The organism is Serratia sp. CY47280 (genome assembly GCF_052168655.1).
Classification (GTDB): Bacteria; Pseudomonadota; Gammaproteobacteria; order Enterobacterales; family Enterobacteriaceae; genus Serratia; species Serratia bockelmannii.
Genome location: NZ_JBJNMG010000003.1, coordinates 457,123 through 483,964, shown reverse-complemented (window position 1 = coordinate 483,964; position 26,842 = coordinate 457,123). Strand labels below are relative to the sequence as shown.

The 26,842-nt window shown below is 59.9% G+C and carries 27 protein-coding genes; 18 read left to right on the top strand and 9 right to left on the bottom strand.

Features of this window, described 5'->3' with window-relative positions; translation table 11 throughout:
- The first annotated feature begins 40 nt into the window (after positions 1–40).
- The 6 genes from ACJ8J4_RS16585 to ACJ8J4_RS16560 all read left to right on the top strand — a co-directional run bounded on the left by ACJ8J4_RS16585 (position 41) and on the right by ACJ8J4_RS16560 (position 7,535).
- Positions 41–1,339, top strand: coding sequence for an adenylosuccinate synthase (locus ACJ8J4_RS16585; RefSeq protein ID WP_025305022.1), 1,299 nt, complete (start codon positions 41–43; stop codon positions 1,337–1,339).
- 233 nt (positions 1,340–1,572) lie between these two features.
- Complete coding sequence (nsrR, locus tag ACJ8J4_RS16580; RefSeq protein ID WP_025305023.1) at positions 1,573–1,998, top strand: nitric oxide-sensing transcriptional repressor NsrR; 426 nt, start codon at positions 1,573–1,575, stop codon at positions 1,996–1,998.
- 59 nt (positions 1,999–2,057) lie between these two features.
- Positions 2,058–4,532 (top strand): ribonuclease R, encoded by a 2,475-nt coding sequence (gene rnr / locus ACJ8J4_RS16575; protein WP_197836445.1) that lies wholly within the window; start codon positions 2,058–2,060, stop codon positions 4,530–4,532.
- A gap of 61 nt (positions 4,533–4,593) precedes the next feature.
- The gene (gene rlmB, locus ACJ8J4_RS16570; RefSeq protein ID WP_197836444.1) at positions 4,594–5,325 is read left to right on the top strand and encodes a 23S rRNA (guanosine(2251)-2'-O)-methyltransferase RlmB; all 732 of its coding nucleotides are present in this window, start codon (positions 4,594–4,596) and stop codon (positions 5,323–5,325) included.
- A 116-nt stretch (positions 5,326–5,441) separates the two neighbouring features.
- Positions 5,442–7,070: an isovaleryl-CoA dehydrogenase gene (locus ACJ8J4_RS16565; RefSeq protein WP_264383781.1), complete on the top strand. Its 1,629-nt coding sequence runs from the start codon at positions 5,442–5,444 to the stop codon at positions 7,068–7,070.
- 66 nt (positions 7,071–7,136) lie between these two features.
- Complete coding sequence (locus ACJ8J4_RS16560) at positions 7,137–7,535, top strand: DUF350 domain-containing protein (RefSeq protein ID WP_016929354.1); 399 nt, start codon at positions 7,137–7,139, stop codon at positions 7,533–7,535.
- On the opposite strand, the gene ACJ8J4_RS16555 is transcribed toward ACJ8J4_RS16560, so the two are convergent.
- Both ACJ8J4_RS16555 and bsmA read right to left on the bottom strand, forming a co-directional pair.
- Positions 7,532–7,807, bottom strand: a complete 276-nt coding sequence (locus ACJ8J4_RS16555; RefSeq protein WP_025305027.1) for a DUF1471 domain-containing protein — start codon at positions 7,805–7,807, stop codon at positions 7,532–7,534. The two genes, ACJ8J4_RS16560 and ACJ8J4_RS16555, sit on opposite strands and share 4 nt — an antisense overlap.
- A gap of 123 nt (positions 7,808–7,930) precedes the next feature.
- Positions 7,931–8,239, bottom strand: a complete 309-nt coding sequence (bsmA, locus tag ACJ8J4_RS16550; RefSeq protein ID WP_025305028.1) for a biofilm peroxide resistance protein BsmA — start codon at positions 8,237–8,239, stop codon at positions 7,931–7,933.
- A 127-nt stretch (positions 8,240–8,366) separates the two neighbouring features.
- Between bsmA and yjfP the strand changes: the two genes are divergently transcribed.
- Together yjfP and ACJ8J4_RS16540 are read left to right on the top strand one after the other, a co-directional pair.
- Positions 8,367–9,119 carry an esterase gene (gene yjfP, locus ACJ8J4_RS16545; protein ID WP_025305029.1) on the top strand — a complete coding sequence of 251 codons (753 nt, stop codon included), beginning with the start codon at positions 8,367–8,369 and terminating at the stop codon, positions 9,117–9,119.
- Positions 9,120–9,242: 123 nt separating this feature from the next.
- A complete protein-coding gene (locus ACJ8J4_RS16540) occupies positions 9,243–9,617 on the top strand; it encodes a hypothetical protein (protein WP_197836442.1) in 375 nt (124 codons plus the stop codon).
- Between the two features lie 99 nt (positions 9,618–9,716).
- Here the strand turns inward: ACJ8J4_RS16540 and ACJ8J4_RS16535 are convergent, their stop codons facing one another.
- On the bottom strand, positions 9,717–9,983 hold the full coding sequence (locus ACJ8J4_RS16535; protein WP_043139300.1) for a DUF1471 domain-containing protein: 267 nt from the start codon (positions 9,981–9,983) through the stop codon (positions 9,717–9,719).
- Between the two features lie 454 nt (positions 9,984–10,437).
- Here ACJ8J4_RS16535 and rpsF point away from each other — a divergent pair, with 454 nt between their 5' ends.
- From rpsF to ACJ8J4_RS16510, 5 genes are all read left to right on the top strand, one after another.
- Positions 10,438–10,836, top strand: a complete 399-nt coding sequence (gene rpsF / locus ACJ8J4_RS16530) for a 30S ribosomal protein S6 (protein ID WP_004933634.1) — start codon at positions 10,438–10,440, stop codon at positions 10,834–10,836.
- 8 nt (positions 10,837–10,844) lie between these two features.
- A complete protein-coding gene (gene priB / locus ACJ8J4_RS16525) occupies positions 10,845–11,162 on the top strand; it encodes a primosomal replication protein N (RefSeq protein ID WP_049233092.1) in 318 nt (105 codons plus the stop codon).
- Positions 11,163–11,166: 4 nt separating this feature from the next.
- The gene (gene rpsR / locus ACJ8J4_RS16520; RefSeq protein ID WP_000135199.1) at positions 11,167–11,394 is read left to right on the top strand and encodes a 30S ribosomal protein S18; all 228 of its coding nucleotides are present in this window, start codon (positions 11,167–11,169) and stop codon (positions 11,392–11,394) included.
- A gap of 39 nt (positions 11,395–11,433) precedes the next feature.
- Positions 11,434–11,886, top strand: a complete 453-nt coding sequence (gene rplI, locus ACJ8J4_RS16515; protein WP_004933629.1) for a 50S ribosomal protein L9 — start codon at positions 11,434–11,436, stop codon at positions 11,884–11,886.
- A 111-nt stretch (positions 11,887–11,997) separates the two neighbouring features.
- The gene (locus ACJ8J4_RS16510) at positions 11,998–12,351 is read left to right on the top strand and encodes a DUF488 domain-containing protein (RefSeq protein WP_025305032.1); all 354 of its coding nucleotides are present in this window, start codon (positions 11,998–12,000) and stop codon (positions 12,349–12,351) included.
- A 3-nt stretch (positions 12,352–12,354) separates the two neighbouring features.
- Here ACJ8J4_RS16510 and ACJ8J4_RS16505 read toward each other — a convergent pair whose 3' ends face one another.
- Positions 12,355–13,026 carry an OapA family protein gene (locus ACJ8J4_RS16505; protein ID WP_049208601.1) on the bottom strand — a complete coding sequence of 224 codons (672 nt, stop codon included), beginning with the start codon at positions 13,024–13,026 and terminating at the stop codon, positions 12,355–12,357.
- Between the two features lie 267 nt (positions 13,027–13,293).
- Here ACJ8J4_RS16505 and fklB point away from each other — a divergent pair, with 267 nt between their 5' ends.
- The gene (gene fklB, locus ACJ8J4_RS16500) at positions 13,294–13,914 is read left to right on the top strand and encodes an FKBP-type peptidyl-prolyl cis-trans isomerase (protein WP_004933618.1); all 621 of its coding nucleotides are present in this window, start codon (positions 13,294–13,296) and stop codon (positions 13,912–13,914) included.
- Positions 13,915–13,957: 43 nt separating this feature from the next.
- Here fklB and ytfE read toward each other — a convergent pair whose 3' ends face one another.
- Together ytfE and ACJ8J4_RS16490 are read right to left on the bottom strand one after the other, a co-directional pair.
- Entirely contained in the window at positions 13,958–14,623 is a 666-nt protein-coding gene (ytfE, locus tag ACJ8J4_RS16495; RefSeq protein WP_025305034.1) for an iron-sulfur cluster repair protein YtfE, read from the bottom strand.
- 113 nt (positions 14,624–14,736) lie between these two features.
- Positions 14,737–16,689: a bifunctional 2',3'-cyclic-nucleotide 2'-phosphodiesterase/3'-nucleotidase gene (locus ACJ8J4_RS16490; RefSeq protein WP_164063739.1), complete on the bottom strand. Its 1,953-nt coding sequence runs from the start codon at positions 16,687–16,689 to the stop codon at positions 14,737–14,739.
- Positions 16,690–16,944: 255 nt separating this feature from the next.
- On the opposite strand from ACJ8J4_RS16490, the gene cysQ reads away from it, so the two are divergent.
- On the top strand, positions 16,945–17,685 hold the full coding sequence (cysQ, locus tag ACJ8J4_RS16485; protein ID WP_033644177.1) for a 3'(2'),5'-bisphosphate nucleotidase CysQ: 741 nt from the start codon (positions 16,945–16,947) through the stop codon (positions 17,683–17,685).
- Between the two features lies 1 nt (position 17,686).
- Here cysQ and ACJ8J4_RS16480 read toward each other — a convergent pair whose 3' ends face one another.
- Positions 17,687–18,244, bottom strand: coding sequence for a YtfJ family protein (locus tag ACJ8J4_RS16480; RefSeq protein ID WP_025305036.1), 558 nt, complete (start codon positions 18,242–18,244; stop codon positions 17,687–17,689).
- A 330-nt stretch (positions 18,245–18,574) separates the two neighbouring features.
- Between ACJ8J4_RS16480 and ACJ8J4_RS16475 the strand changes: the two genes are divergently transcribed.
- On the top strand, positions 18,575–18,781 hold the full coding sequence (locus tag ACJ8J4_RS16475) for a DUF1107 domain-containing protein (RefSeq protein WP_004933604.1): 207 nt from the start codon (positions 18,575–18,577) through the stop codon (positions 18,779–18,781).
- Positions 18,782–18,850: 69 nt separating this feature from the next.
- On the opposite strand, the gene ACJ8J4_RS16470 is transcribed toward ACJ8J4_RS16475, so the two are convergent.
- A complete protein-coding gene (locus ACJ8J4_RS16470; RefSeq protein ID WP_004933603.1) occupies positions 18,851–20,182 on the bottom strand; it encodes a hemolysin family protein in 1,332 nt (443 codons plus the stop codon).
- Between the two features lie 180 nt (positions 20,183–20,362).
- Positions 20,363–21,004, bottom strand: a complete 642-nt coding sequence (gene msrA, locus ACJ8J4_RS16465) for a peptide-methionine (S)-S-oxide reductase MsrA (RefSeq protein WP_043139288.1) — start codon at positions 21,002–21,004, stop codon at positions 20,363–20,365.
- A gap of 304 nt (positions 21,005–21,308) precedes the next feature.
- On the opposite strand from msrA, the gene tamA reads away from it, so the two are divergent.
- Together tamA and tamB are read left to right on the top strand one after the other, a co-directional pair.
- Positions 21,309–23,027 carry an autotransporter assembly complex protein TamA gene (gene tamA / locus ACJ8J4_RS16460; RefSeq protein WP_169540592.1) on the top strand — a complete coding sequence of 573 codons (1,719 nt, stop codon included), beginning with the start codon at positions 21,309–21,311 and terminating at the stop codon, positions 23,025–23,027.
- Entirely contained in the window at positions 23,024–26,842 is a 3,819-nt protein-coding gene (gene tamB / locus ACJ8J4_RS16455) for an autotransporter assembly complex protein TamB (RefSeq protein WP_060433988.1), read from the top strand. Before tamA ends, tamB begins: the two co-directional genes overlap by 4 nt.

Genomic DNA, 26,842 nt, shown 5'->3' with positions numbered 1-26,842 from the left:
GTGGTAGAATCCATTTTTAAGCAATCGGTGATTTTGAAAAATGGGTAAGAACGTCGTCGTACTGGGCACCCAATGGGGTGACGAAGGTAAAGGCAAGGTTGTAGACCTGCTGACTGAACGGGCTCAATATGTTGTGCGCTACCAAGGTGGCCATAACGCTGGCCACACTCTGGTAATCAACGGTGAAAAAACCGTCCTTCATTTAATTCCTTCAGGTATTCTGCGTGAAAACGTCACCAGCATCATCGGCAACGGTGTTGTTCTGGCGCCGGACGCGTTGATGAAAGAAATGGGTGAACTCGAAGCGCGTGGCATCCCGGTACGCGAACGTCTGTTACTCTCTGAAGCTTGCCCGCTGATCCTGCCTTACCACGTTGCGTTGGACAACGCGCGTGAGAAAGCGCGCGGCGCGAAAGCGATCGGCACCACCGGTCGCGGCATTGGCCCGGCTTACGAAGATAAAGTGGCTCGTCGCGGCCTGCGTGTCAGCGACCTGTTCAATAAAGAAACCTTCGCCGTTAAGCTGAAAGAGATCGTCGATTACCACAACTTCCAGCTGGTCAACTACTACAAAGTTGAAGCCGTCGATTATCAGGCGACGCTGGACTACGTACTGTCTATCGCCGACATCCTGACCGCCATGGTGGTTGACGTTTCCGAACTGCTGGACGGCGCACGCAAGCGTGGCGACCTGATCATGTTCGAAGGCGCTCAGGGCACCCTGCTGGATATCGACCACGGTACTTATCCGTACGTGACCTCTTCCAACACCACCGCCGGCGGCGTGGCTACCGGTTCCGGCATTGGCCCGCGTTATGTGGACTACGTGCTGGGTATCGTGAAAGCCTACTCCACTCGCGTGGGTGCAGGCCCGTTCCCAACCGAACTGTTCGATGAAACCGGTGAGTACCTGTGCAAGCAGGGTAACGAGTTCGGCGCCACCACCGGCCGTCGTCGTCGTACCGGCTGGTTGGACGCGGTAGCGGTGCGTCGTGCCGTGCAGATTAACTCCCTGTCCGGCTTCTGCCTGACCAAACTGGACGTCCTGGACGGCCTGAAAGAAGTGAAGATCTGCGTGGGCTACCGCATGCCGGACGGCCGCGAAGTGGACACCACTCCGCTGGCGGCTGAAGGTTGGGAAGGCATCGAGCCTATCTACGAAATCATGCCGGGCTGGAGCGAAACGACCTTTGGCGTGAAAGAGCACAGCAAGCTGCCTCAGGCTGCGCTGAACTACATCAAGCGCATCGAAGAAGTGACCGGCGTACCGGTAGACATCATCTCTACTGGCCCGGACCGCAGCGAAACCATGATCCTGCGCGACCCGTTCGACGCATAATCAGGCTTTGCGGCATTAAACAAACCGGGCGCGTCCCGGTTTGTTTTTATCCTGACTCCCTCCGATTGCGGTTTCACGTCAAAAAATCCTTTCATAAACTCGCCTTAGGGCGCGGGATCCGCTAAATAATTAGCGACGAACTCTCCGGCTGGTTTATTATCCAATGAGTAATCTTTTGAATAGCGCCGAAAAGCGGCGTATCAGACGGGTAAAGTGATACCCAGAGGTAAGATGTGCAGTTAACAAGTTTTACTGATTATGGCCTGCGGGCGTTGATCTACATGGCCTCGTTGCCGCAGGACAAGATGACCAACATCTCGGAAGTGACTGAGGTTTATGGCGTGTCCCGCAACCATATGGTGAAGATCATCAATCAGTTGAGCCGGGTCGGTTTTGTCACGGCGGTGCGCGGCAAGCATGGCGGCATTCGTTTGGGTAAACCGGCCGAGAGCATTCGCCTCGGTGACGTCGTGCGGGCGCTGGAGCCGCTTGCGCTGGTTAACTGCAGCAGTGATTTTTGCCACATCACCCCTGCCTGCCGATTGAAGCAGGTGCTCCAACAGGGCGTACAGAATTTCCTTGAAGAGCTGGATAAGCATACGTTGGCCGACATGGTCGAAGACAATCCGCCGCTCTACAAGCTATTGCTTGTCGAATAAAACGACGTTGAGAAGACAAGGCTCAACGTCATCCTGCTGATGACAACGGAGGAACCGCAATGTCACAAGATCCATTCCTGGAACGAGAAGCAGAAAAATACGAATCCCCTATCCCCAGCCGTGAATTTATCCTGGCCCATTTGGCGAAACGAGAAACGCCGGCCAGTCGCGAAGAACTGGGCAACGAATTGGGCCTCAGCGGTGAAGAGCAGCTGGAAGCGCTGCGTCGCCGCCTGCGCGCCATGGAGCGCGATGGCCAGTTAGTGTTTACCCGCCGCCAGTGCTATGCGCTGCCGGAGCGTTTGGATCTGCTGCGCGGCACGGTGATCGGCCACCGCGACGGCTACGGCTTCCTGCGCGTTGAAGGCAGCAAAGACGATCTGTACCTGTCTGCCGAACAGATGAAAATGGCGATCCACGGTGATGTGGTGCTGGCGCAGGCGCTGGGTGCGGACCGTAAAGGGCGCCGCGAAGCGCGCATCGTGCGCGTGCTGGTGCCGAAAACCAGCCAGATTGTCGGCCGCTTCTTCATGGACGCCGGTACCGGCTTCGTGGTGCCGGACGACAGCCGTCTGAGCTTCGATATTCTGATCCCAGCCGACAGCGTCAGCGGCGCGCGCATGGGCTTTATGGTGGTGGTGGAGCTGACTCAGCGCCCGACCCGCCGTACCAAGGCGGTCGGCAAGATCGTCGAGATCCTCGGCGACAAAATGGGCACCAGCATGGCGGTGGACATCGCGCTGCGCACCCATGAGATCCCGCATACCTGGCCGCCGCAGGTGGAAAAGCAGGTGGCCGATCTCAGCGAGCAGGTGCCGGAAGCGGCCAAGAAGGGCCGCGTCGATCTGCGCAAACTGCCGTTGGTCACCATCGACGGTGAAGATGCGCGCGACTTCGACGACGCTGTGTACTGCGAGAAAAAACGCGGCGGCGGCTGGCGCCTGTGGGTCGCGATAGCCGACGTCAGCTACTATGTGCGTCCACGCACCGCGCTGGATGACGAAGCGCGCAGCCGTGGCAACTCGGTCTACTTCCCGTCGCAGGTGATCCCGATGCTGCCGGAAGTGCTGTCCAACGGACTGTGCTCCCTGAACCCACAGGTCGATCGCCTGTGCATGGTATGCGAGATGACCATCTCTGCCCAGGGGCGCCTGTCCACGGCCAAATTCTACGAGGCGGTGATGAGCTCGCACGCCCGCCTGACCTACAACAAGGTGTGGCACATTCTGCAGGGCGATCAGGAGCTGCGCGAGCATTACCACCCGCTGGTCAAGCACCTGGAAGAGCTGCACGCGATGTATAAGGTGCTGGATAAGGCGCGCGCCGAGCGCGGCGGCATCGCGTTTGAAACCGAAGAAGCCAAGTTCATCTTCAACGCCGAACGCCGCATCGAGCGCGTGGAGCCGACGGTGCGCAACGACGCCCACAAGCTGATCGAAGAGTGCATGATCATGGCCAACGTGGCGGCCGCGCGCTTCGTCGAGAAACGCAACGAGCCGGCGCTGTACCGCGTGCACGATCGTCCGAGCGACGACCACATCTCTGCGCTGCGCAGCGTGCTGAGCGAGCTGGGGCTGACGCTGGGCGGCGGCAACAAGCCGCAGCCGAAGGACTATGCGGTGCTGATGGATGAAGTGACCGAGCGCCCTGACCACGAAATGCTGCAAACCATGCTGCTGCGTTCGATGAAGCAGGCGATTTACGATCCGGAAAACCGCGGTCACTTCGGCCTGGCGCTGGCGTCTTACGGCCACTTCACCTCGCCGATCCGCCGTTATCCGGATCTGGCGCTGCACCGTGCGATCAAATACCAGCTGGCTAAAGAACACGGCGAGCCGAAAGAGCGCTGGACGCCGACCGGCGGCTGGCACAGCGAATTCGAAGAGATGCTGCAGCTGGGCGAGCACTGTTCGATGACCGAGCGCCGCGCGGACGAAGCGACGCGCAACGTCGCCGACTGGCTGAAGTGCGACTTCATGCAGGATCACGTCGGTGAAGTGTTCAGCGGCATCATCTCCAGCGTGACCGGCTTCGGCTTCTTCGTGCGCCTGAACGATCTGTTTATCGACGGGCTGGTGCACGTATCAACGCTGGATAATGATTACTATCGCTACGATAATATCGGCCAGCGCCTGATCGGCGAGTCTTCCGGCACGGTCTATCGCCTGGGGGATACGGTGGAGATCCGCGTGGATGCGGTGCATATGGACGAGCGCAAGATCGACTTCGCGCTGGTATCCAGCACCCGCAAAGCGCGCGGTGAAGGCAAAACCGAGCGCGATCGCGCCAAGAAGGGCGGCCAGCGCACGCTGCGCGACAGCGGCAACGCGGGGCGCGGCAAGCGCCGCGGCGGCAAACCGCCGGCCAACTTCGAACCGGACAGCGCCTTCCGCAAGCAGGATGACACCAAGCCTGCGGACAACGTGAAGAAGGCGAAAAAGAAAGCCAAGAAAGCGTCCGACAAAACGCGGAAAATCGCGGCGGCGACCAAAGCCAAACGCGCAGCCAAGAAGAAAGGTGCCGAGCAGGCTTAACCTGCCGCACATCGTTATCATCGGCCGGTTATCGCCGGCCGCACGAATTTAAAAGAGCATCATGAGCGAAATTATTTACGGCATCCACGCCGTCAAAGCCCTGTTAGAGCGCGATCCGCAACGCTTCCTGGAAGTGTTTATCCTGAAAGGCCGCGAAGATCGCCGTCTGCAACCGCTGATCGCCGAGCTGGAAGCGACCGGCATCGTGATCCAGGTGGCGAACCGCCAATGGCTGGATGACAAGGTTGAAGGCGCGGTGCACCAGGGGATCATCGCCCGGGTGCGCGAAGGGCGTCAGTATCAGGAGAACGATCTGCCAGGCCTGCTGGAAAGCGTGGCGACCCCGTTCCTGCTGGTGCTGGACGGCGTGACCGACCCGCACAATCTCGGTGCCTGCCTGCGCAGCGCCGACGCAGCCGGCGTGCACGCGGTGATCGTGCCGCGCGACCGTTCCGCCCAGCTGAACGCCACCGCCAAGAAAGTGGCCTGTGGTGCCGCCGAAAACGTGCCGTTGATCCGCGTGACCAACCTGGCGCGTACGCTGCGTCAGCTGCAAGAGATGAATGTCTGGGTGGTGGGCACCGCCGGCGAAGCCGACCATACGCTGTATCAGAGCAAAATGACCGGCCCGATGGCGCTGGTGATGGGCGCGGAAGGCGAAGGCATGCGTCGCCTGACTCGCGAACACTGCGACGAGCTGATCAGCATCCCGATGGCCGGCACCGTCTCTTCGCTGAACGTGTCGGTCGCCACCGGCATCTGCCTGTTCGAAGCGGTGCGTCAGCGCGGCTGATTCTTCTGACGGGGGCCCCGTGCCCCCGTTAATTCCCCCTCTTGTGATCCCGCCTGCGGCAGAAATCTCTGCGCCGACCATACTTATCCCTGACGCTTTTTTCAGGGAGCACTCTCATGGTCTGGACTACGCACACCGTTTTTAACCAACCCAAGCCGCTGGGCAACAGCAACCTGTTTCTCTCCGATACGCCGCTGCGCGAAGCGTTGCAGCGTGAACAAGGCGGTTGGGACGCCGAGGTATTGGCCTCGCTGGGCCAGCAGCTCGGTACCCAGGAGTCGCTGGAGCTGGGGCGGCTGGCTAACGCCAACCCGCCGGAACTGTTGCGCTACGACGCCACTGGCCAGCGGCTGGACGACGTTCGCTTTCACCCCGCCTGGCATATTCTGATGCAGGGCCTGATCGCCAATCGGGTGCACAACCTGCCCTGGCAGGAGGATGCGCGCATCGGTTCCTTCGTGGCGCGCGCCGCGCGCTTTATGCTGCATGCGCAGGTCGAGGCCGGCACGCTGTGCCCGGTGACCATGACCTTCGGCGCCACGCCGCTGTTGCTGCAGGCTTTACCGGCCGAGTTTCGCTCCTGGCTGACGCCGCTGCTGTCGGACCGTTATGACGCTCACCTGCTGCCGGGCGGGCAAAAGCGCGGTCTGCTGATCGGCATGGGCATGACGGAGAAACAGGGCGGCTCCGATGTCTTGAGCAATACCACCACCGCCACGCCGCTCGGCGCGCGCGGGCCGGGCGAAGCCTACCGGCTGGTGGGGCACAAGTGGTTCTTCTCAGTGCCGCAGAGCGATGCGCACCTGGTGCTGGCGCAGGCCGAAGGCGGGCTGTCCTGCTTCTTCCTGCCGCGCATTTTGCCGGACGGCAGCCGCAACGCCATTCGCCTTGAGCGGTTGAAAGACAAGCTGGGCAACCGCTCCAACGCCAGCAGCGAGGTGGAGTTTCAGGATGCCGCGGCCTGGCTGCTGGGCGATGAGGGCGACGGCGTGCGGCATATCCTGAAGATGGGCGGCCTGACCCGTTTCGACTGTTCGCTGGGCAGCCACGGCCTGATGCGCCGCGGGCTGTCGGTGGCGCTGTATCATGCGCTGCAGCGGCAGGCGTTCGGCAAGCTGTTGATAGAACAACCGCTGATGCGCCAGGTCTTGGCGCGCATGGCGCTGCGGCTGGAAGGGCATACTGCGTTGCTGTTCCGGCTGGCTCGCGCCTGGGAAAGCCGCAGCAATGAAGGCGAACTGATCTACAGCCGTCTGCTGACCCCGGCGGCCAAATACAGCATTTGCCGCCAGGGCATGCCGTTCATCGCCGAGGCGATGGAGGTGCTGGGCGGCATCGGTTACTGCGAGGAGAGTGAACTGCCGCGCCTGTACCGTGAAATGCCGGTGAACAGCATCTGGGAGGGCTCTGGCAACATCATGTGTCTGGACGTGTTGCGCAGCCTGCACAAACTGCCGGGCGCGCTCGAGATGTTGCAGTTCGAGCTGCAGCCGGTGCGCGGCCAGAATCGGTTGTTCGATCGCGCCTGGCGGCAGTGGCAGCAGCGTGCCCGGCAACCGCGTGAAGAGATGGGGCGGCTGCTGACCCAGCAGCTGTTCGACCTGTGCTGCGCCGCGCAGCTGCTGCAGCACGCCAGCCCGCAGATCGCCGACGCCTGGTGTCATCTGACGCTGGATCACCGTGGCGAGAGCCTGCTGTCGGCCGAGGTGTGCGAACTGCTGCTGAACCGCGCCATCGGCGGTTAGGGAAAAGGGTGGCGCCCGGCGGCGAAAACCTTTTTAATTCAGCCTCACTCTGACAGGAAAATGCACATGGATATTCTCAGCGCGTTGGCGGCGTTTGCCTCTTACTTCTTCAGCGGCTTCGCCATGATTTTGGTGTTTCTGTTCGTCTATACCCGTATCACCCCGCACGATGAATGGGCGCTGATCAAGGCCGATAATCAATCCGCCGCCTTTGCTTTCATCGGCGCCTGCCTGGGGTATGTGATCCCGCTGGCCAGCGCGGCGATCAACTCGATCAGCCTGCTGGATTACCTGCTGTGGGGCGTGGTGGCGCTGGTGGTGCAACTGCTGCTGTTCGCCGCCGTGAAGATCTACATGCCGCGCATCAGCGAAAAGATCGAAGCGAATCACCTGGCCGCCGGGATTTTCCTGGGGGGCGTCTCCGTTAGCGGCGGCGTGTTGAATGCGGCTTGCATGAGCTATTAAAGGTATAAGATGGCGGAGGCGCGCCAGCCAAGCGGGTGCGCCTGTTCTTCCATCCGCAGGATGCGGTAATAGCTGGCGCCGTGTTGGTCGGCGGTGCGGGCAATGGCCAGTTCCGCTTCCTGCGGCGAACCGGGCAGATCGTTGAAAGTGATCTCGGCGATTTCACTGAGCGGCGTCACGCGATCGGCGGGCGCCAGCTCGGCGGACTGTGCGCCGGTGCTGAGCAATCCCATGGAAAGCAAGAGGGAGGTGAGTGCGGTGGAGCGTTTCATGGCGTTCCCCTTCGTCAGATCCTGAATCGACACCCGCAACATGCGGCATGCTGTCCCTCAGTGTGCAACACCCTTCTTCAGCCAGTGCAAAGCCAGTGTAAATCTGCTTAAAAAATCCCCGCCTTAACGATACAGGATCGCCTGGGAATACCATTGGCCCGGCACGACGGTTTCGCTGTTCATGATGATCACGTAATAACGGGCGCCGGCGGCGGTGGCCTTGCGTTGGATCTCCGCTTCCACGTCCATCGGACTGCCGCGCACCACGGCGGTGATGGTGCCCATTTTCGCCAGTGCGGCGGTCTGCGCGCGGACGATCTCCTGCGCCTGTGCGGTGGGGGGCGGTGGCGGTTTCGGCGTGGTGGTCATGATGCCGCAGGCGGAAAGCTGTGCGGCCAGCGTCAGGGCGATGAGTGTGCGGACTAGCGTCATGGTGACCTCGAAAGAGCCGGTGCGATGGCTTCAGTGTAACGCAATATAAGCTGTAACAGATTGAGCTAACGCTGCTTCGCGCAAGTTTGTCATGATTAAGGCCAACAGGTGGAGTGAGGATGAACGGATGATCGAAATTCATGACGAGCGAGTGGGCGATATCGCGGTGATCCATGCGGTGCCGGCGGGGCAGTATCATCGGCCGCTGCCGACGGTGTTCTTCTGCCATGGTTATACCTCGTCGAAAGAGGTGTACGCCTACTTCGCCTATGCGCTGGCGCGTGCCGGTTTTCGGGCGGTGTTGCCGGATGCCGATCGGCACGGCGAGCGATTCGACGGCGATGAGGCGCAGCGCCTGGCGTCATTCTGGGAGATCCTGCGCAGCAATATCGACGAACTGCCGCAGATCAAGGCGCATTTCGAGCGGCTTGGCCTGATCGTCGACGGCCGCATTGGCGTCGCCGGCGCCTCAATGGGCGGCATGACCGCGCTGGGCGCCTTCGCGCGCTTTCCGTGGATCCGCGCGGCCGCCAGCCTGATGGGCTCAGGCTATTACCGTGCGCTGGCGCAAACGCTGTATCCGCCGTTGGGCGAAGAGGGCGAGGCACTCTCGCCGGCGGCGTTTGCGGCGCGCACCGCTGTGTTGGCGGAGTATGAGCTGGAAGGCCGTTTGGAGACGATCGCCGGGCGGCCGCTGCTGCTGTGGCACGGCGAGACGGACGACGTGGTGCCGGCGGCGGACAGCCTGCGTTTGGCGGCTGAACTGCGGCAGCAAGGCGCAGATGGCCGCTTGACGTCGCTCGTCGAGCCGGGCGTGAAGCACCGCATCACGCCGCTGGCGCTGTCCGCTACCACCGATTTCTTCCTCCGCGAGCTGTAATACGCATCCGGGCGCGATGCGTGGAATTGCGCCGCTCTCTGCGGGCTGTTTCGGTCATTGTTTGACGCATGGAGGAGGAGAATGTCAGCGTGAATTCTTTCAGGGCAGCAAGGAGCGGAGAGCATGATAAAGGGTATCAGCAATACGGCCGAGACAGCGCGCGGGCTGGTGGGAACGATGAAAGTGCGCGCCGATCTTAACTCAGCGGCCTTCAGCGAGATGTTGGGGGCAGCCGACGGCAAGGTGCGGCAAAACAAGGCGGATCCGCTGTCGCGCATCACCGCGCAGACGGTGCAAAACATGACGGCGCTGTTTGCCTTCGCGCCGAAAGCGGTGGCCACTCACACCGCGGCGGCCGGTACGCTCTCCTTCGAGCAGCGGGTGACGCTGACGCAAAGCGCCGAGCTGCTGCAAACGCGGACAAACTATCTGCGGATGGCGCTGCAATTGCACAATCCGGGCAAAGCGTTCAGCGCGCCGGCGTTGCTCAAGCTGTGACAGGTGAGAAAGTGGAGCGCCCGACAAGCGGCGCTCCGGCGAGGATTGAGCGGGCTTTCTGATGAAGCCCTGGGGATTTCCCTGGCGTGGCGCGTCTTTTTAGCGGTACAGCTCGGCGCTGACGTGCATCGTGCTGTTGTCGCCCGGTTCGTGCAGGGCGATGATGCGATAAGAGGTCGCGCCGCGTTGATCGGCGATTTTACTGACCTGACTGCTGGCGTCATCCGGCGAAACCACGTTCTGGTTCAGGGTGACGAAGCCAACGCTCTGGCGTTGATCGGCCTGGTGCGAGCTAATCTCCGTCGCGGCCATCACGTTGGCGGAGAACAGGGCGGCCAGCGCCGTCGCGAGAATAATGCGTTTCATAGTGCCTCTCTTAACCCTTTGCCGTTACGGCCTGACAGCGAGTGTCGCTGCGGCAAAAAGTCATTTATCTGCATTGAATAACCTGAAATCTTTTTCGTCGCGCTGTCTGCGGCGGATATGGTTAATTTTAGTCCGTTACTGCGGATTAAAAAGTGGGGTGTTTTGATGACCTCTTTCAAAAAAAATGAAATAGATTTGTGACTCAGCGCTGATTTCATTGAAAGATTTTTGAAACCCATGGATCGGCGTACATAGGTTCACCCACGAGCAAATCGTGCTATTTCCCATAGCGCCTCGAATTAACGCGAATAAAACCCACGCAGTCCTTGAGTTTCCCGCCCTGCGTCAGTATGATTACGCGTCATTTTTCAGCCGCACACTAAACACGTTCCTTGCTTCCATGGGCCGCGGTTGACCCTGACAGGAGGCTGAATAATCCGTAAGGAGCAATTCGATGCGTCATTACGAAATCGTTTTTATGGTCCATCCTGACCAAAGCGAACAGGTTCCGGGCATGATCGAGCGTTACAGTGCTACCATCACTAACGCGCAAGGTCAGATTCACCGTCTGGAAGACTGGGGCCGCCGTCAGCTGGCTTATCCGATCAACAAACTGCACAAAGCTCACTACGTTCTGCTGAACGTTGAAGCGCCGCAGGAAGCGATCGATGAGCTGGAAACTAACTTCCGCTTCAACGACGCCGTTATCCGCAGCATGGTTATGCGCGTTAAGCACGCGGTAACTGAAGCATCTCCGATGGTTAAAGCGAAAGACGAACGTCGTGGCGATCGCCGCGAAGACTTCGCTAACGAAACCGCAGATGATGCAGATGCTGGGGATTCTGAAGAGTAATTGCCGTCGTGACGGCTAATCGTCTGGTCTTGTCGGGCACTGTGTGCAAGGCGCCGGTTCGAAAAGTGAGTCCTTCCGGGATACCGCACTGCCAATTTGTGCTAGAGCACCGTTCGCAGCAGATGGAAGCCGGATTCAGCAGACAAGCATGGTGCCGAATGCCCGTGGTTGTCAGCGGACAACAGTCACAAGCACTAACTCAAAGATTAACGGTCGGCAGTCAGATTACCGTGCAAGGCTTTGTAAGCTGCCATCAAGGGCGCAACGGGCTGAGCAAATTGGTTCTGCATGCCGAGCAGATTGAATTGATAGATTCTGGAGACTAGCCAAATGGCACGTTATTTCCGTCGTCGCAAGTTCTGCCGTTTCACCGCGGAAGGCGTTCAAGAGATTGACTATAAAGACATCGCTACGCTGAAAAACTACATCACCGAAAGTGGTAAAATTGTACCGAGCCGTATCACCGGTACTCGTGCAAAATATCAGCGCCAGCTGGCCCGTGCTATCAAGCGCGCGCGCTACCTGTCTTTGTTGCCGTACACTGATCGTCATCAGTAATCGGCCACTGTCCATTAACGACTTTGAGAGGATAAGGTAATGCAAGTTATTCTGCTTGATAAAGTAGCAAACCTGGGCAGCCTGGGTGATCAAGTTAACGTTAAAGCGGGCTACGCTCGTAACTTCCTGGTACCACAGGGCAAAGCTGTTCCTGCTACCAAGAAAAACGTTGAGTTCTTCGAAGCACGCCGTGCTGAACTGGAAGCCAAACTGGCTGACGTTCTGGCTGCTGCTGAAGCTCGCGCAACCAAGATCAACGAACTGGGTTCAGTGACCATCGCTTCCAAATCTGGCGACGAAGGTAAACTGTTCGGCTCTATCGGCACCCGCGACATCGCTGACGCAGTGACTGCGGCAGGCGTTGAAGTTGCCAAGAGCGAAGTTCGTCTGCCGAACGGCGTTCTGCGTACCACTGGTGAGCACGAAGTGCACTTCCAGGTACACAGTGACGTGTTCGCACAGCTGAATGTAGTTGTGGTTGCAGAAGCGTAATTTACGCTGCTGTTAACCCGGTTAAAACGCCAGCCTCGCGCTGGCGTTTTGCTTTTCTGCGCCCGGCAAAACGCGCTACGCTTGAAGACGGGATAAAAAGGAGAGCGAGCGATGGCAAAGATTATGCTGCAGCGGGTTTATGACTTCAGCGCGCCGGCGCCGGAACACTGTTATCTGATAGACCGGCTATGGCCGCGCGGTATCAGCAAGGAGCGGCTGACGGGCGTGCAGTGGCTGAAACAGGTGGCGCCGGATGACGAACTGCGCAAGTGGTTCCATCAGCATACCGACCAGTGGACAGTCTTCGAAGAGCGTTACCGCCAACAGCTGGCTACCAACGACGCCTGGCAGCCGCTGGTGGCGCTCTTACGGCAGGGGAAAACGCTGACGCTGCTGTATGGCAGCAAGGACACCGAGCACAACCAGGGCGTGGTGCTGCGCGAGTTTTTGCTGGCGCAGCTGTAGGGATTAGCGTTCCCGGCGGTAGCTGCCGTCGGCCTGGCGGCGGAACAGCGCCTGGCTGTTGTCCACGGTGGTGACTGACAGCGCGTTAATCACGCCGTTAGCGTCGCGTTCGATACGCACTTCCTGGCCGGCTTTCATGTTGCTCAGCGGCTTGTCGCCGCCTTCCACCTGCGCCATGGCAAACACTTCATTTACCGGCAGATTGTTATCGCGAAACAGCTGGGCCAGGGTCTGGCCTGGCTGGATTTGGTAACGCTGCCAGTTGCCTGCCGGCGTCGGTTCGTTGGCTGAAGTGGTACCGCCGTCGTTTTGCAGATCGGCCTGCAGTGGCACGCTGGTTTCTTGGTGGGAGACCGGGAACGGCTGTCTTTCGGGCGAATAGGGCCACAGCAACGCCAACAGCAGAATGATGCCAAAGATCAGCACCCAGCGGCGGTGAAAGTAGGGCAGCGGCTCCATCCAATGGAAACGGTCCGGCAGATGCCAGACTTTGGCCAGCAGCGCTTTGAGCTGCTGCATTTTATCGTTGGCCGACGGTGGCTCCGATGGCGGTTCCGCGCCTTCAGACGTGGGTGCGGCGCCCGGTTTCAGGCGCTGGCTGACGTTCAGCCAGGTGCGCAGCAGCGGCTGGTAGATGCGGGTGGTTTTCCTTCTCCTGGGCGCGATTCTGCCCATGGTGACCTCTCTTCGACGGCGTAATAATGAGCGCGGCGCGGCAAGCGCGTTGCCTGCCCGATATCCTGCTTTCAGTATAGTCCGCTAACTGATTGAAGTGAAAGGCGGCTGAGCGGCAGGGCCGGCGTTTGCGGCTGCGGGCGTTAACAGAAGGTTATTGTTTCTTTTTCTACGACAAAAGTCATCATTCTCCACACAAGATTTTACCCGGCATTGACGCGCTGTTATGCTGCGCTTTCGACTTTTTACAGACTTAAGGAAAACCCCATGACAACCCCTTCTTTTGACAGCGTTGAAGCGCAAGCAAGTTACGGGATTGGTTTACAGGTCGGCCAGCAGCTGCAAGAGTCCGGGCTGGAAGGTTTGCAACCGGAAGCTTTGCTGGCGGGTCTGCGCGACGCGCTGGAAGGGAATGCCCCGGCGGTTCCGGTAGACGTGGTGCACCGTGCGCTGCGTGAAATCCACGAGCGTGCGGATGCGGTGCGCCGTGAGCGCCAGCAGGCGATGGCTGTTGAAGGCCAGAAATTCCTGGACGACAACGCCAAGCGCGACGACGTGACGCTGACCGAGTCTGGCCTGCAGTTCTCCGTACTGGAGCAGGGCAACGGCCCAATCCCGTCCCGTCAGGATCGCGTGCGTGTGCACTACACCGGTCGTCTGATCAACGGCGACGTGTTCGACAGCTCGGTCGAGCGTGGCCAGCCGGCAGAATTCCCGGTCAGCGGCGTGATCCCAGGCTGGATTGAAGCGCTGACCCTGATGCCGGTCGGTTCCAAATGGCAGCTGTATATCCCGCACAACCTGGCCTACGGCGAACGTGGCGCAGGCGCGTCCATCCCGCCGTTCAGCGCGCTGGTGTTCGACGTCGAGCTGCTGGAAATCCTGTAATCCTACCGAAGATTGCTCTGGGCGCCTTTATGGCGCCCTTGTTTTATGCGCCGCTCAGCGCGCGCGGGAACAGCAGATTGTTTTCCAGGCTGATGTGCTCCATCAGATCGCCGATGAACTCGTCGAGGCCGTTGTACAGCGCCCGCCAGGTGGTGCAGGCGCCCTCCGGTGGCGTCACGTTATCGGTGAGGAACTTCACCACCTCCAGTTGTTCACCCGCCTCGTCATGCTCATGTTCCATCACTGAGATCGGTCCGGCGGCCTGCGGCCCCATGCCTTGTTTGATCAGCGGGAACAGGATCTGTTCCTCTTTCATCATGTGATTCTCCAGATCCAGGCGGATCAGGTTCAGCTGCTTCGCCAGTCCGCGCGGGCAGGTGGGTTTGTCACCGTGCACACGTTCGACTTTTTCCGCCATCAGCACCAGTTCGGCCAGCTGCTCGCGGTGCCGCTGATGAAAGCGCGGCAGAATGTAATCAATTACTTCACCGAGCGGCGCCGTGCGCCAGTCCCGACTCTGCTCCGGTGTGGCGGCCAGGGCGGCCAGTTCGTTTTCCAGTGTGTCGATATCCAGCCCTTTGCGCTCGGCGGCGCGTGCCAGCGATTGCCGGCCTCCGCAGCAGAAATCCAGCTGATGCTGGCGAAACAGGCGGGATGCCCGGGGAATGGCGATAGCGAGCGCGCCAAGGGATTGATTGCGGTAATCCATGGTAGTGCCTCTTTAAACGAAGGGATTTTATAACATGCATTTTAAATGCAATTTAAAGGGCGCGCCAGCGGGAAAATAGAGGTGATGGCCGGGGGAGTGCCCCGGCCTGGTGATTATTTCGCGCTTAAATCGATGCGATAGACCGCGAAACCGATACGGTCATTGCCTTCGGTGGTCATCGGGTATTGGGCGTGCTCTTTGATAAACGCCGTCGCTTTGTCCGAAGGCGAGGTCTCGAAGCGAATATCCAGCGGCTGCTTGCTGCTGAAGTTAGCCAAACGCCAATTGTTGTCCGCCTGCGGGCGCACCGCGCCATGCCGCTGGGTTTCGGCGCTGATGTAGGTCGCCAGCACCGAGCGGTTTTCATCCGGCGAAGCGAAGGCGATATGTTTGTCGCCGGTGCCGGCAAACTTGCCGCCGTAGGCGCGATAGTTGTTGGTGGCAACCAGGAAGGTGGCGTTCGGATCGATAGGCTTGCCGTTAAAGGTCAGCTGTTTGATACGCTCCGCCTTCTCGTTGATCAGCTGGCATTCGCCGTCGTAACGCGCCGGCTGGCTGACGTCGATCTGGTAGTTGACGCCGTCGATCACGTCGAAGTTATAGGTGCGGAAGCCGTCCCAGTTGATCAAGCCCTGCGGCTTGGCGCTGTTGACGTCGATCTGGTTGAACTGGCCGGCGGAGCACTCCAGCCACTCTTTCACCTCTTTGCCGCTGGCCTTCACCACCACCAGCGTATTGGGGTAGAGATAGAGATCGGCGGCGTTGCGGAAGGTGAGCTGGCCTTTTTCCACTTCGACGAAGCTGGCGGGATCGTTCTTGCGGCCGCCGACCTTGAACGGCGCCGCCGCCGACAGCACCGGCAGATCGGCCAGGTCCGGATCGCCCTGGATGTAATGTTCGACGTAGGCCTTCTGCGCATTGTTGACGATCTGCACCGTCGGATCGTCCTGCACCAGCGCCAGGTAGCTGTACATGTTGCCGTCGGATTTACCGATCGGCTGGCTGACGAACTCGCGCGTGCCTTTGTGATCGTCCGCCAACACCTTCACCAGCGCGGCATCTTCCGCCGCCAGCGATGTCTTGTTCTCTTTATCGTAGATCGGCCGTGCTTCCGCTTTGGCGGCGGTCACTTTCCAACTGCCGTTATCGTTGTTGAGCTGCAGATCGACCACGCCGAGATGATCGCCCCATTGGCCCGGCATCACCGCCGGTACGCCGTTCAGCAGGCCTTTGTCGATATCCGCGCCTTTGATGTTGGCGAAGTCTTTGCTCGGGAACACCGCATGGGCGTGACCGAACATGATGGCGTCGATGCCCGGCACCTGGCTGAGGTAGTAGACTGAGTTCTCCGCCATTGCCTTGTAAGGCTCGCTGGACAGCCCGGAATGCGGGATCGCCACCACCAGATCGGCGCCCTGTTTACGCATTTGCGGCACGTAGCGCTTGGCGGTGGCGGTGATGTCGTCCACCGTCACTTTGCCCTGCAGGTTGGCTTTGTCCCACACCAGGATCTGCGGCGGCACGAAGCCGATATAGCCGATGCGCAGCGTATGCGCCTTGCCGTCACGGTCTTTCACCGGCGTATCGACGATGATGTACGGCGTGAACAGCGGTTTTTGCGTTTTGGCGTCGATGACGTTGGCGTTGATATACGGGAATTTGGCGCCGGCGATGGCGTTCTTCAGATAGTCCAGCCCGTAGTTGAACTCATGGTTGCCGATGTTGCCGACGACGTAGTCCAGCGTGTTCATCGCCTTATAGACCGGGTGCACGTCACCCGGTTTCAGCCCCTTGGCCGCCATGTAGTCGCCGAGCGGGCTGCCCTGAATGATGTCGCCGTTGTCCACCAACACCGCGTTGGCAGCCTGCTGGCGCGCCTGTTGGATCAGGCTGGCGGTGCGCACCAGGCCGAATTTGTCGGTCGGCGTGTCCTTGTAGTAATCGAAGTCCATCATGTTGCTGTGCAGATCGGTGGTTTCCAGCACGCGCAGATCGACGGTCGCCGCCTGCGCCGAGGCGCACACCAGCAGCGCAAGCGCGGACAGCGTCAGTGGATGCTTCATCATTTGGGGTTCTCTCCATTCCATTATTCGAGTGTTATCGCAGAGGGAAATGTAATTAACACTGCTTGCCACAGTAAACTGTGAAGTGTGGCAGAAAACGGGAGCAGGTAACGCGGGGAAGTTCACAGTTGTGCCCAACAAGATCTGAGGATTTCCCGTGGCTTAGCCGGTTGAGATGGATATTCGGCGTAAAAAAAACTAGTCTGCTAGCAGAGACAGAGGGAAATTTCCCATGGAGATGCAGAGTTGAGGTGCATGATGTTAGAGCGAATTTGCCAACTGTCCCGCGAGGCGGGGGCGGCGATCATGGCGGTGTACGACGGTGAACAACCGCTTGATGTCGCACAGAAAAAAGATGACTCACCGGTGACGGCGGCCGATCTGGCGGCGCATCACATCATCAAGCGCGGCCTGGCGGCCCTGACGCCGGAGGTGCCGCTGCTGTCTGAAGAGGATCCGCCGGCGTGGGAAGAGCGCCGCAACTGGACGCGCTACTGGTTGGTCGATCCGTTGGACGGCACCAAAGAGTTTTTGCACCGCAACGGCGAGTTCACGGTCAATATCGCCCTGATTGAAGACGGGCAGGCGGTGATGGGCGTGGTGTATGCCCCGGCGATCGACGTGTTGTATCTGGCGGAGCGCGGCAAGGCCTGGAAAGAAGAGAAGGGCGTGCGGCAGGCGATCGGCGTCAGCAACGCGCATCCGCCGCTGGTGGTGGTGAGCCGCTCGCATATCGACGACGAGCTGAAAGATTACCTTCAGCAACTGGGCGAGCACCAGACCGTGTCCGTCGGTTCCTCGCTGAAGTTTTGCCTGGTGGCGGAAGGCAAGGCGCAGCTTTATCCGCGCTTTGGGCCGACCAACATTTGGGATACCGCCGCAGGGCATGCGGTGGCGGTGGCTGCCGGGGCGCAAATTCACGATTGGCAGGGCAAGCCGTTGCTCTATACCCCGCGTGAATCTTTCCTCAACCCCGGCTTCCGGGTGTCGCTGTTCTGAGTTAGTTCGCCAACAGCTGGTGCAGTTTGGATATCACCTGCTGCACCTCTTCCGGCGTCAGCGCGCCGTCTTTAGCAAACTGAATGCGCCCTTGCTTATCCAGCACCACGATGGCTGAGCCTTTCGGCTGCAAATCCCAGGCCTTGCGCACGTTACCGTCGCTGTCGACGATAAACTGCGACCACGGGAACTCCTTCTTGCTGTCTTCAATGCTGCTGCGCACGAACATCGCGGTGCCCATCAGGGCATCGTCGGTGTTGACGATTGTCGTCGTTTGGTAACGATCGTGTGGTAGCTTCGCTTTCTTGATCGCTTCAATCAGTGGGTCGTTCATGTCTTTGGCGGAGCTGCGGCCGGCAATATGTTGTATCACTCGCACTTTTCCACTGAGCTGCGCGCTGTTCCAGTTTTGGTAGCTAAAATTACCGTCAGCGTAGTTGAGCTCTCCTTTGTCGCTGACGCCAACCGGCGCTACGCGCTGCTGGAGCTGGAAGTTGTGCGCGGAAGCGAAAAGCGGGGCGAGCAGCAGGGATACCATCAGCATGCGACTTGTTTTCATGCTTTCTCCTTGTAATGGGGGGAATTTGTGCGACAGCACTTCGACAGCCTAAAGCATAGGATGTGATAAGAGGTCTGTCCTGTTAACCGGATCGCAGATTTTCCCTTGGTTCGCTAATCATCAGATTTTGAAGGGATATCCTGAAAACGTTATAAATTATCATATACAATTCTGTCAAAAAGTGTAAATCCAGCGTAGATAACCAGGCAGAAGTGAACGTTCTGGTCTTTACTGGGTCTACTACATGCAATCAAGTTGCGTTCTGAATTTCGAGGCTGCCACCTTTGGCGGCTCGCTGAGCGCATGGATCAACGGGAGGAGCGTAAAAGAATGAGAATCTTCCAGCGTTATAACCCTTTGAAAGTGGCAAAGTACGTTAAGACCCTGTTTCGTGGAAGGCTGTATATCAAGGACGTAGGCGCATTTGAATTCGACGAAGGGAAAATCCTGCCGCCGAAGATTCGCGACAAGCGCCATTTCAGCGTGATGTCTGAAGTGAACCGTCAGGTGCTGCTGTTGCAGACCGAGATGGGGTGAACACCTCGCTGACAGCGGTAAAAAAATGCGGCCCCGATGGGGCCGCTGATGTTTCTGTCCTTCGCGCCGTCAGGCCGCCGGGGTGTCGTCTGGCGCTTTCGGCAGCACCGCCGCCGGTTTGTCGCTCAGCCGGGTGACCAGCAGCTGGTCTATCTTGTAGCTGTCGATATCCACCACCTCGAACTTGTAGCCGGCGTATTTGACGAAGTCGGTGCGTTTCGGGATCTTGCGCAGCATATACATCATAAAGCCGCCGATGGTCTCGTAGTTGCCCGCCTGCGGGAATTCGTCGATGTCCAGCACGCGCATCACGTCGTCGATCGGCGTGCCGCCTTCAATCAACCATGAGCTTTCGTCGCGCGCCACGATCTGTTCTTCCTGGCCCTGGCCGACCAGATCGCCCATCAGCGTGGTCATCACGTCGTTAAGGGTGATGATGCCCACCACCAACGCATATTCATTGAGGATCACCGCGAAGTCTTCGCCGGCGGTTTTGAAGCTTTCCAGCGCTTCGGACAGCGTCAGCGTATCCGGCACGATCAGCGCCGAGCGGATCTGCACGCCGCTGCTCAGCACCAGGCTCTGGTTGCCCAGCACGCGGTTCAGCAGGTCTTTGGAATCGACGTAACCCACCACCTGATCGATATGGCCGTCGCACACCAGGAACTTGGAGTGCGGATGGGTCGAGACCTTCTCCTTGATGCTCTCTTCGCTTTCGCGCAGATCGAAGTACACCACGCTTTCGCGTGAGGTCATCGAAGACGGCACGGTGCGCGATTCCAGCTCGAACACGTTTTCAATCAGCTCGTGCTCCTGCTTGCGCAGCACGCCCGCCAGGGCGCCGGCTTCCACCACCGCGTAGATGTCATCGGAGGTGATATCGTCCTTACGCACCATCGGCAGCTTGAACATGCGGAAGATCAGGTTGGCCATGCCGTTGAAGAACCACACCAGCGGGCGGAAGATCATGATGGAGAAACGCATCGGGTTGATGATCCGGACGGCGACCGTCTCTGGTGCAATCATACCGATGCGCTTCGGGGTCAAATCGGCGAACAGGATAAACAGGCTGGTCACCAGCACGAAGGAGCAGATGAAGCTGACCTGTTCTGCCAGTTCAGGCGACAGGAAGCGATCGAACAACACCTTGAAGGTGGGAGAGAAAGCCGCGTCGCCGACGATACCGCCGAGGATGGCCACGGCGTTCAGGCCGATCTGCACCACGGTGAAGAAGATGCCTGGGGTTTCTTGCAGCTTGAGCACTCTGGCGGCGTTGACGTTACCTTCGTCGGCCATCAGCTTCAGTTTGATCTTGCGCGAGGCGGCCAGAGAGATTTCCGACAGTGAGAAGAACGCACTCACCGCGATCAGAAAAAGAATCAGTAAAATACTGTTTAACATAATCTATCCATACGTGCCGACGGGATGACGGCGCTCTTGAGGAAGGGTAGTACATAGTAAAAAAAGCAGCGATAACAACCAGAAGGGAAGCTATCGGGCCGCAGAAGCGGCCCGCATAGTATAGCAGTTGCCCCACAGGGGCCGCCAGCGGTTAAAAAAGTGCCGCCGGCCGGCATCAAATCAGCCCTGCGGCGGCAGGCAAACGCCGATGCCGCCCAGCCCGCAGTAACCTTCCGGGTTTTTGAACAGGTACTGCTGATGATCGTCTTCCGCATAATAGAACGGCAGCGCCGGCGCGATCTCGGTGGTGATGACGCGCTTGTCGCCCGCCGCGTCCATCGCCTGCTGGAAGCGTTGCAGGCTGCTTTCCGCCTCGGCCTGCTGCTCTGGGCTCAGCGTATAAATCGCCGAGCGGTACTGAGTGCCGACGTCGCCGCCCTGGCGCATGCCCTGCGCCGGATCGTGATTTTCCCAGAATACCTGCAGCAGCTGTTTGTAGCTGACGACCTGCGGATCGAACACCACGCGCACCACTTCGGCGTGGCCGGTCTGGCCGCTGCACACTTCGCGGTAGGTCGGGTTCGGCGTATAGCCGCCGCTGTAGCCGGCGGCGGTGCTGTAGACGCCCGGCTGCTGCCAGAACAGACGCTCGACGCCCCAGAAACAGCCCATGGCGAAGATCGCCACTTCCATGCCTGCCGGCACCTGGGTCATCGAGTGTTCGGTGACCACGTTGAGCGTTGCGACAGGCATTGGCGTGGTGCGGCCAGGCAGCGCGCTTGCCTTATCGACGGTTTGTGATTTATCAAAAAATGGCACCACGGTTGACTCCTGTTGTCACAGTAAGAATTGACCCTACATGGCGGCGGTTCGGTTGTATCTCACCGCGTCTTTGCCCACAATAAGTGGCAAGTTGGATTTTGTATAAGCTTAACGCAGTATTTTGAGCGCCAAAAGTGAAGAATTCGCCTGTTGCGCGGCGGTGGCAAAGCGCGGCGGGTGGCGTCCGGAATAAGGTTGAAGAGGGCTGCCGTCATGATAGCGCGGAGTCTGCCCTGGCCCCGGAGCAAACACCATAACAGGAAAGTAAAATCAATAAGGAGAACACGTGCCAAAGTACCCGGTCATGTGCTTGATATCTGTGTTGCTTGCGGCACCTGCGGCCTATGCGGCGAACGTGCGGCTGCAGGTGGAGGGGTTAAGCGGAGAGTTGGAAAAAAACGTCCGAGTGCGGCTGTCGTCGATCACGCCTGAAGAGGTCGGCACCGACGGCCGCTTCCGCGCGCGGGTGGATGAGGCGGTGCGCCAGGGGCTGCGCGCGCTCGGCTATTACCAGCCGACCATCGAGTTTACGCTGGACGACCGACCGGGAATGTCGCGCCCGGTGCTGCATGCCAAGGTCAATCCGGGCGAGCCGGTGCGTATCGCCGGCGCCAATATCGTGCTGGAGGGCGGCGCGAAGACCGATGAAGACTACCTGACGCTGGTAAAGAAGGGGCGGCCGACCATCGGCGAGATCCTCAACCACGGCAAGTATGACAGTTTCAAAGGCTCGCTCACCGGCCTGGCGCTGCGCAAAGGCTATTTCGACGCCGACATGACCAAAAGCCAGCTCGGCGTGGCCGAAGATCTGCACAAGGCGTTTTGGGACATCGATTTCAACAGCGGCGAACGTTACCGCTTCGGCAAGGTGAAATTCACCGGTTCGCAAATCCGCGAAGACTATCTGCAAAATCTGGTGCCCTTTCATCAGGGGGATTACTACAGTTCGGAGGATTTGGCCGAGCTGAACCGCCGTTTGTCCGCTACCAACTGGTTCAACTCGGTGGTGGTGTCCCCTGATTTCAACGATGCCAAAGAGAACAAGATTTTGCCGTTGGACGCGCTGGTAACGCCGCGTACGCGCAATACCATCGAAACCGGTATCGGTTACTCCACCGACGTCGGCCCGCGGGTGAAAGGCACCTGGAAAAAGCCCTGGCTCAACGATCGCGGCCACAGCCTGGAAACCAGCGCTAGCGTGTCGGCGCCGGAGCAGCAACTGGATCTGACCTATAAGATCCCGCTGCTGAAGAATCCGCTGGAGCAGTATTACCTGCTGCAGGGCGGGCTCAAGAACGTCGATCTTAACGACACCAAATCCGTGACCTCCAAAGTGGTGGCCTCGCGCAACTGGGATCTCTCCAGCGGCTGGCAGCGGGCGATCAACCTGACCTGGCGCTGGGATAACTTTACCCAGGGCAACGTCAGCAACACTACCATGCTGTTGTACCCTGGCGTCAGCTTCAACCGCACCCGCTCACGCGGTGGCCTGATGCCGACCTGGGGCGACAGCCAACGCTACTCCATCGACGTGTCCGACACCACCTGGGGCTCCGGCGTGGACTTCGCGCTGATGCAGGCGCAAAACGTCTGGATCCGCACGCTTGCCGACAAGCATCGTTTCGTGGCGCGCGGGCAGGTGGGATGGATAGAAACCAACGACTTCGACAAGGTGCCGCCGGATTTGCGCTTCTTCGCCGGCGGTGACCGCAGCATTCGCGGCTACAAGTACAAAGACATTTCGCCGCGCGGCGACGATGGCAAGCTGACCGGCGCCTCCAAGATGCTGACCGGCTCGCTGGAGTATCAATACAACGTGACCGGCAAATGGTGGGGGGCAATGTTCGTCGATTCCGGTGAAGCGGTGAACGATATCAAGAAAAGCAACTTCAAGACCGGCGCCGGTGTCGGCGTGCGCTGGCAGTCGCCGGTGGGGCCGGTGAAGTTGGATATCGCCGCGCCCGTGGGAGACAAGGACACTCACGGGATGCAGTTCTACATCGGTTTGGGGCCTGAACTATGAGCCTGGTTAAAAAGATTTGTCTCGGATTTCTGGTCGTCCTGCTGTTGCTGATCGGCGGGCTGGCCTTTCTGGTGGGCACTACCACCGGTTTGCATATGGTCATCAACGGCGCGGCGCGCTGGGTGCCGGGGCTGGAGATCGCCGGCGTCAGCGGCGGCTGGCGCGATCTGACGCTGAAGGGCGTGAAGTATCAGATGCCGGGCGTGACGGTCAACGCTGGGCAATTCCATCTGTCCCTCGATCTCTCCTGCTTTAAACGCAGCTCGCTGTGCGTCAACGCCTTGACCGCTCAGGACGTGGACGTGGCGGTGAACACCAAAGAGATGGCGCCCTCCACGCCGGTGGAGGAGAGCAGTGAGCCGACCACCAATCTCAGCACCCCTTATCCGATCACCCTGCGCCTGTTGGCGCTGAACAACATCAAGGTCACCGTCGACGACACCGCCATTTCTCTGGCCGAGTTCCGCACCGGCGCACAGTGGCAAGAGCGCGCGCTGACGCTGATGCCAACCAAGATCGGCTCGTTGCTGATCGCCTTGCCGAAAACGCCGCAAAATCCGTTGCCGGAAGCGGTGCAACCGGCGGTTGAGGTAGCGAAAAAGGTCGGTGAGCAGGTTACCGACGCGGCGAAACCGGCGCCGCAGCCGGAAGAGAAGCCGCTCGGCGAAACGCTGAAGGAACTGTTCGCCAAACCGCTGTTGCCGGATCTGCCGGACATCCGCCTGCCGCTGGATATCACCGTCAAAGAGATCAGCGGCGAACAGCTGCGCTTGACCGGCGATACCGACGTGCTGATCACGAGTCTGTTGCTGCAGGCCAGCACGCAGGATCAGCATATCCAACTGGACAACTTCGACGTGAAGTCGCCGCAGGGCACGCTGTCGGTGCAGGGGCAGGCGACCCTGACCGGCGACTGGCCGGTGGCCCTGACCGCCAACAGCGCGCTGAACATCGAACCGCTGAAGGGCGAGAAGGTGAAGCTGAACATCGGTGGCGGGCTGCGTGATGAGCTGAAGGTCGCGCTGAACCTGTCCGGCCCGGTCGGCGCCCAGCTCGATGTGCAAACCCGGCTGGCCGAAGCCGGCCTGCCGCTGGCGCTGACGTTGCAGAGCAAACAGCTGAAATGGCCGCTGAGCGGCGAGGCGCAGTACCAGGTCAACGATTTTCGTCTGCGCTTTAACGGCAAGGCGACCGACTATGCGCTGTCGACACGCGCCAATCTGAAAGGCCAGGATCTGCCGCCGGCGGTGCTGACGCTGGACGGCAAAGGCAACGTTGAGCAGTTCAAGCTGGAGCGCCTGCGGCTGGCGGCGCTGCAGGGCAATACCGATCTCACTGCGCTGGTGGACTGGAGCAAGGCCATCAGCTGGAACTCGCAATTGACGCTGAGCGGCATCAATACCGCCAAGCAGTGGCCGGAATGGCCGGCGAAGCTGGATGGCAAGATCACCACGCGCGGCAGCCTGCACGGCGGCAGCTGGCAGCTGCAGGTGCCGGTGCTGCAGCTGGACGGCAACGTGAAGCAGAACAAGGTCACGGCGCGCGGTACGCTGAGCGGCAACGCCGCCGGGCAGTGGAAAATCCCCGGCATCGATCTGACGCTGGGGCGCAACCAGCTGAACGTCAAAGGGCAGCTGGATGAGAAAAGCTGGAACCTGGACGCCAACATCGACGCGCCGCGTCTGGACGGCGCGCTGCCGGGCCTGGGCGGCACCGCCAAAGGGCTGTTGAAACTGCGCGGCAATCTGCAGGCGCCGCAGCTGCTGGCGGATTTGACCGCCTCCGGCTTGCAGTGGCAGGCGCTGCGCATCAACCGCGTGAAAATAGACGGCGACGTGCGCTCCACGGATCAGATCCAGGGGCAGTTGGCGGTACGCGTCGAGCAGCTGAAGCAGGACGCGCTGGAAGTCAGCCTGCTGACCCTCGACGCCAAAGGCAGCGAGAAGCAGCATCAGCTGCAGTTGAAGATCGACGGCAAACCGGTCTCCGGCCAGCTGGCGCTGCAGGGCAGCTTCGATCGTCAGCAGCAGCGCTGGCGCGGCAATCTGAACAATACCCGCTTCGATACGCCGGTAGGGGAGTGGCGCCTGACGCGAGCCATCGCGCTGGATTACCTGAACACCGCGCAGAAAATCAGCATCGGGCCGCACTGTTGGCAGAACCCGAACGCCGAGCTGTGCGTGCCGAAGACCATTGAAGCCGGCCAGAGCGGCCAGGCTAGCGTGGTGCTCAATCGGTTCGACCTGGCGATGATCAAGCCGTTTCTCGGCCCGGAAACCGCCCTGAGCGGCGTGTTCACCGGCCGGGCCGACGTCAGCTGGAAACCGGGCGGCGCGCTGCCGGAGGCGAAAGTCACGCTGGCCGGCAACGGCGTCAAGGTGGTACAGCAGGTGCAGGGCAACGCGCTGCCTATCGCTTTCGATACGCTGACCCTCAACGCCGGCCTGAACAACGGCCGCGCGCAGGCCGACTGGCGGATCAAACTGACCAACAACGGCCAGTTTGACGGCAATATCCAGGTGGTGGATCCGCAGGTGCGGCGCACCATCAGCGGCAACGTCAATATCACCAACATCTCGCTGGCGCTGATCAACCCGGCGCTGATGAAGGGCGAAAGTGCAGCGGGCATGCTGAATGCCAACCTGCGTCTGGGCGGCAGCGCGCAGAAGCCGCTGGTGTTCGGGCGTCTGGCGTTGGATCGGGCGAAGGTGCAGGGGCACTGGATGCCGTTCGATATGACCGACGCGCGGCTGGCGGTGAATTTCAACGGCATGACCTCGACGCTGGAGGGGCTGCTCAGCACCACCCGCGGCCAGCTGAATCTGGCGGGCGATGCAGACTGGCGTGACATCAACGCCTGGCGTGCGCGCATTGCCGCCAAGGGCGACAAGCTGCGGGTGACGGTGCCGCCGATGATCCGCATCGACGTGTCGCCGGATCTGGTGTTCGAAGCCACGCCGCAGCTGTTCTCGCTCAACGGCAAGGTCGATATCCCTTGGGCGCGCATTACGGTGCAGGAGCTGCCGGAAAGCGCGGTGGGCGTCTCTTCCGACGAGGTGATGCTGGACGATCAGCTGAAGCCGATTCAGCCGAAGACCGCTTCGATCCCGATCAACAGCAACCTGATGATCCACGTCGGCAATGACGTGCGGCTGGACGCCTTCGGCCTGAAAGCCCGCTTGAAGGGCGATTTGAAAGTGGTACAGGACAAGAAAGGGCTGGGCCTCAACGGCCAGATTGACATCCCTTCCGGTCGCTTCCATGCTTATGGTCAGGATTTGATCGTGCGTAAAGGGCAGCTGATGTTCTCCGGCCCGCCGGATCAGCCGCTGCTCAATATTGAAGCGATCCGCAACCCGGAATCCACCGAGGACGACGTGACTGCCGGCGTGCGCGTGACCGGCCTGGCGGATGCACCGAAGCTGGAAGTGTTCTCCGATCCGGCCAAATCGCAACAGGAAGCCTTGTCTTATCTGCTGCGCGGCCAGGGCTTGAGCAGCTCCGGCGCCGACGGCAACGCCATGACGTCGATGTTAATCGGCATGGGGGTTGCACAAAGTGGTCAACTTGTGGGTAAAATCGGCGAGGCATTCGGCGTGAGTAATTTGGCTCTGGACACTCAAGGGGTTGGCGACAATTCCCAGGTTGTCGTGAGCGGCTATGTCCTCCCAGGCTTACAAGTAAAATATGGGGTGGGCATTTTCGACTCGCTGGCCACGCTGACGTTGCGTTATCGCCTGATGCCTAAGTTGTATCTTGAAGCGGTGTCTGGTCTCGACCAGGCATTAGATTTGCTCTATCAGTTTGAGTTTTAG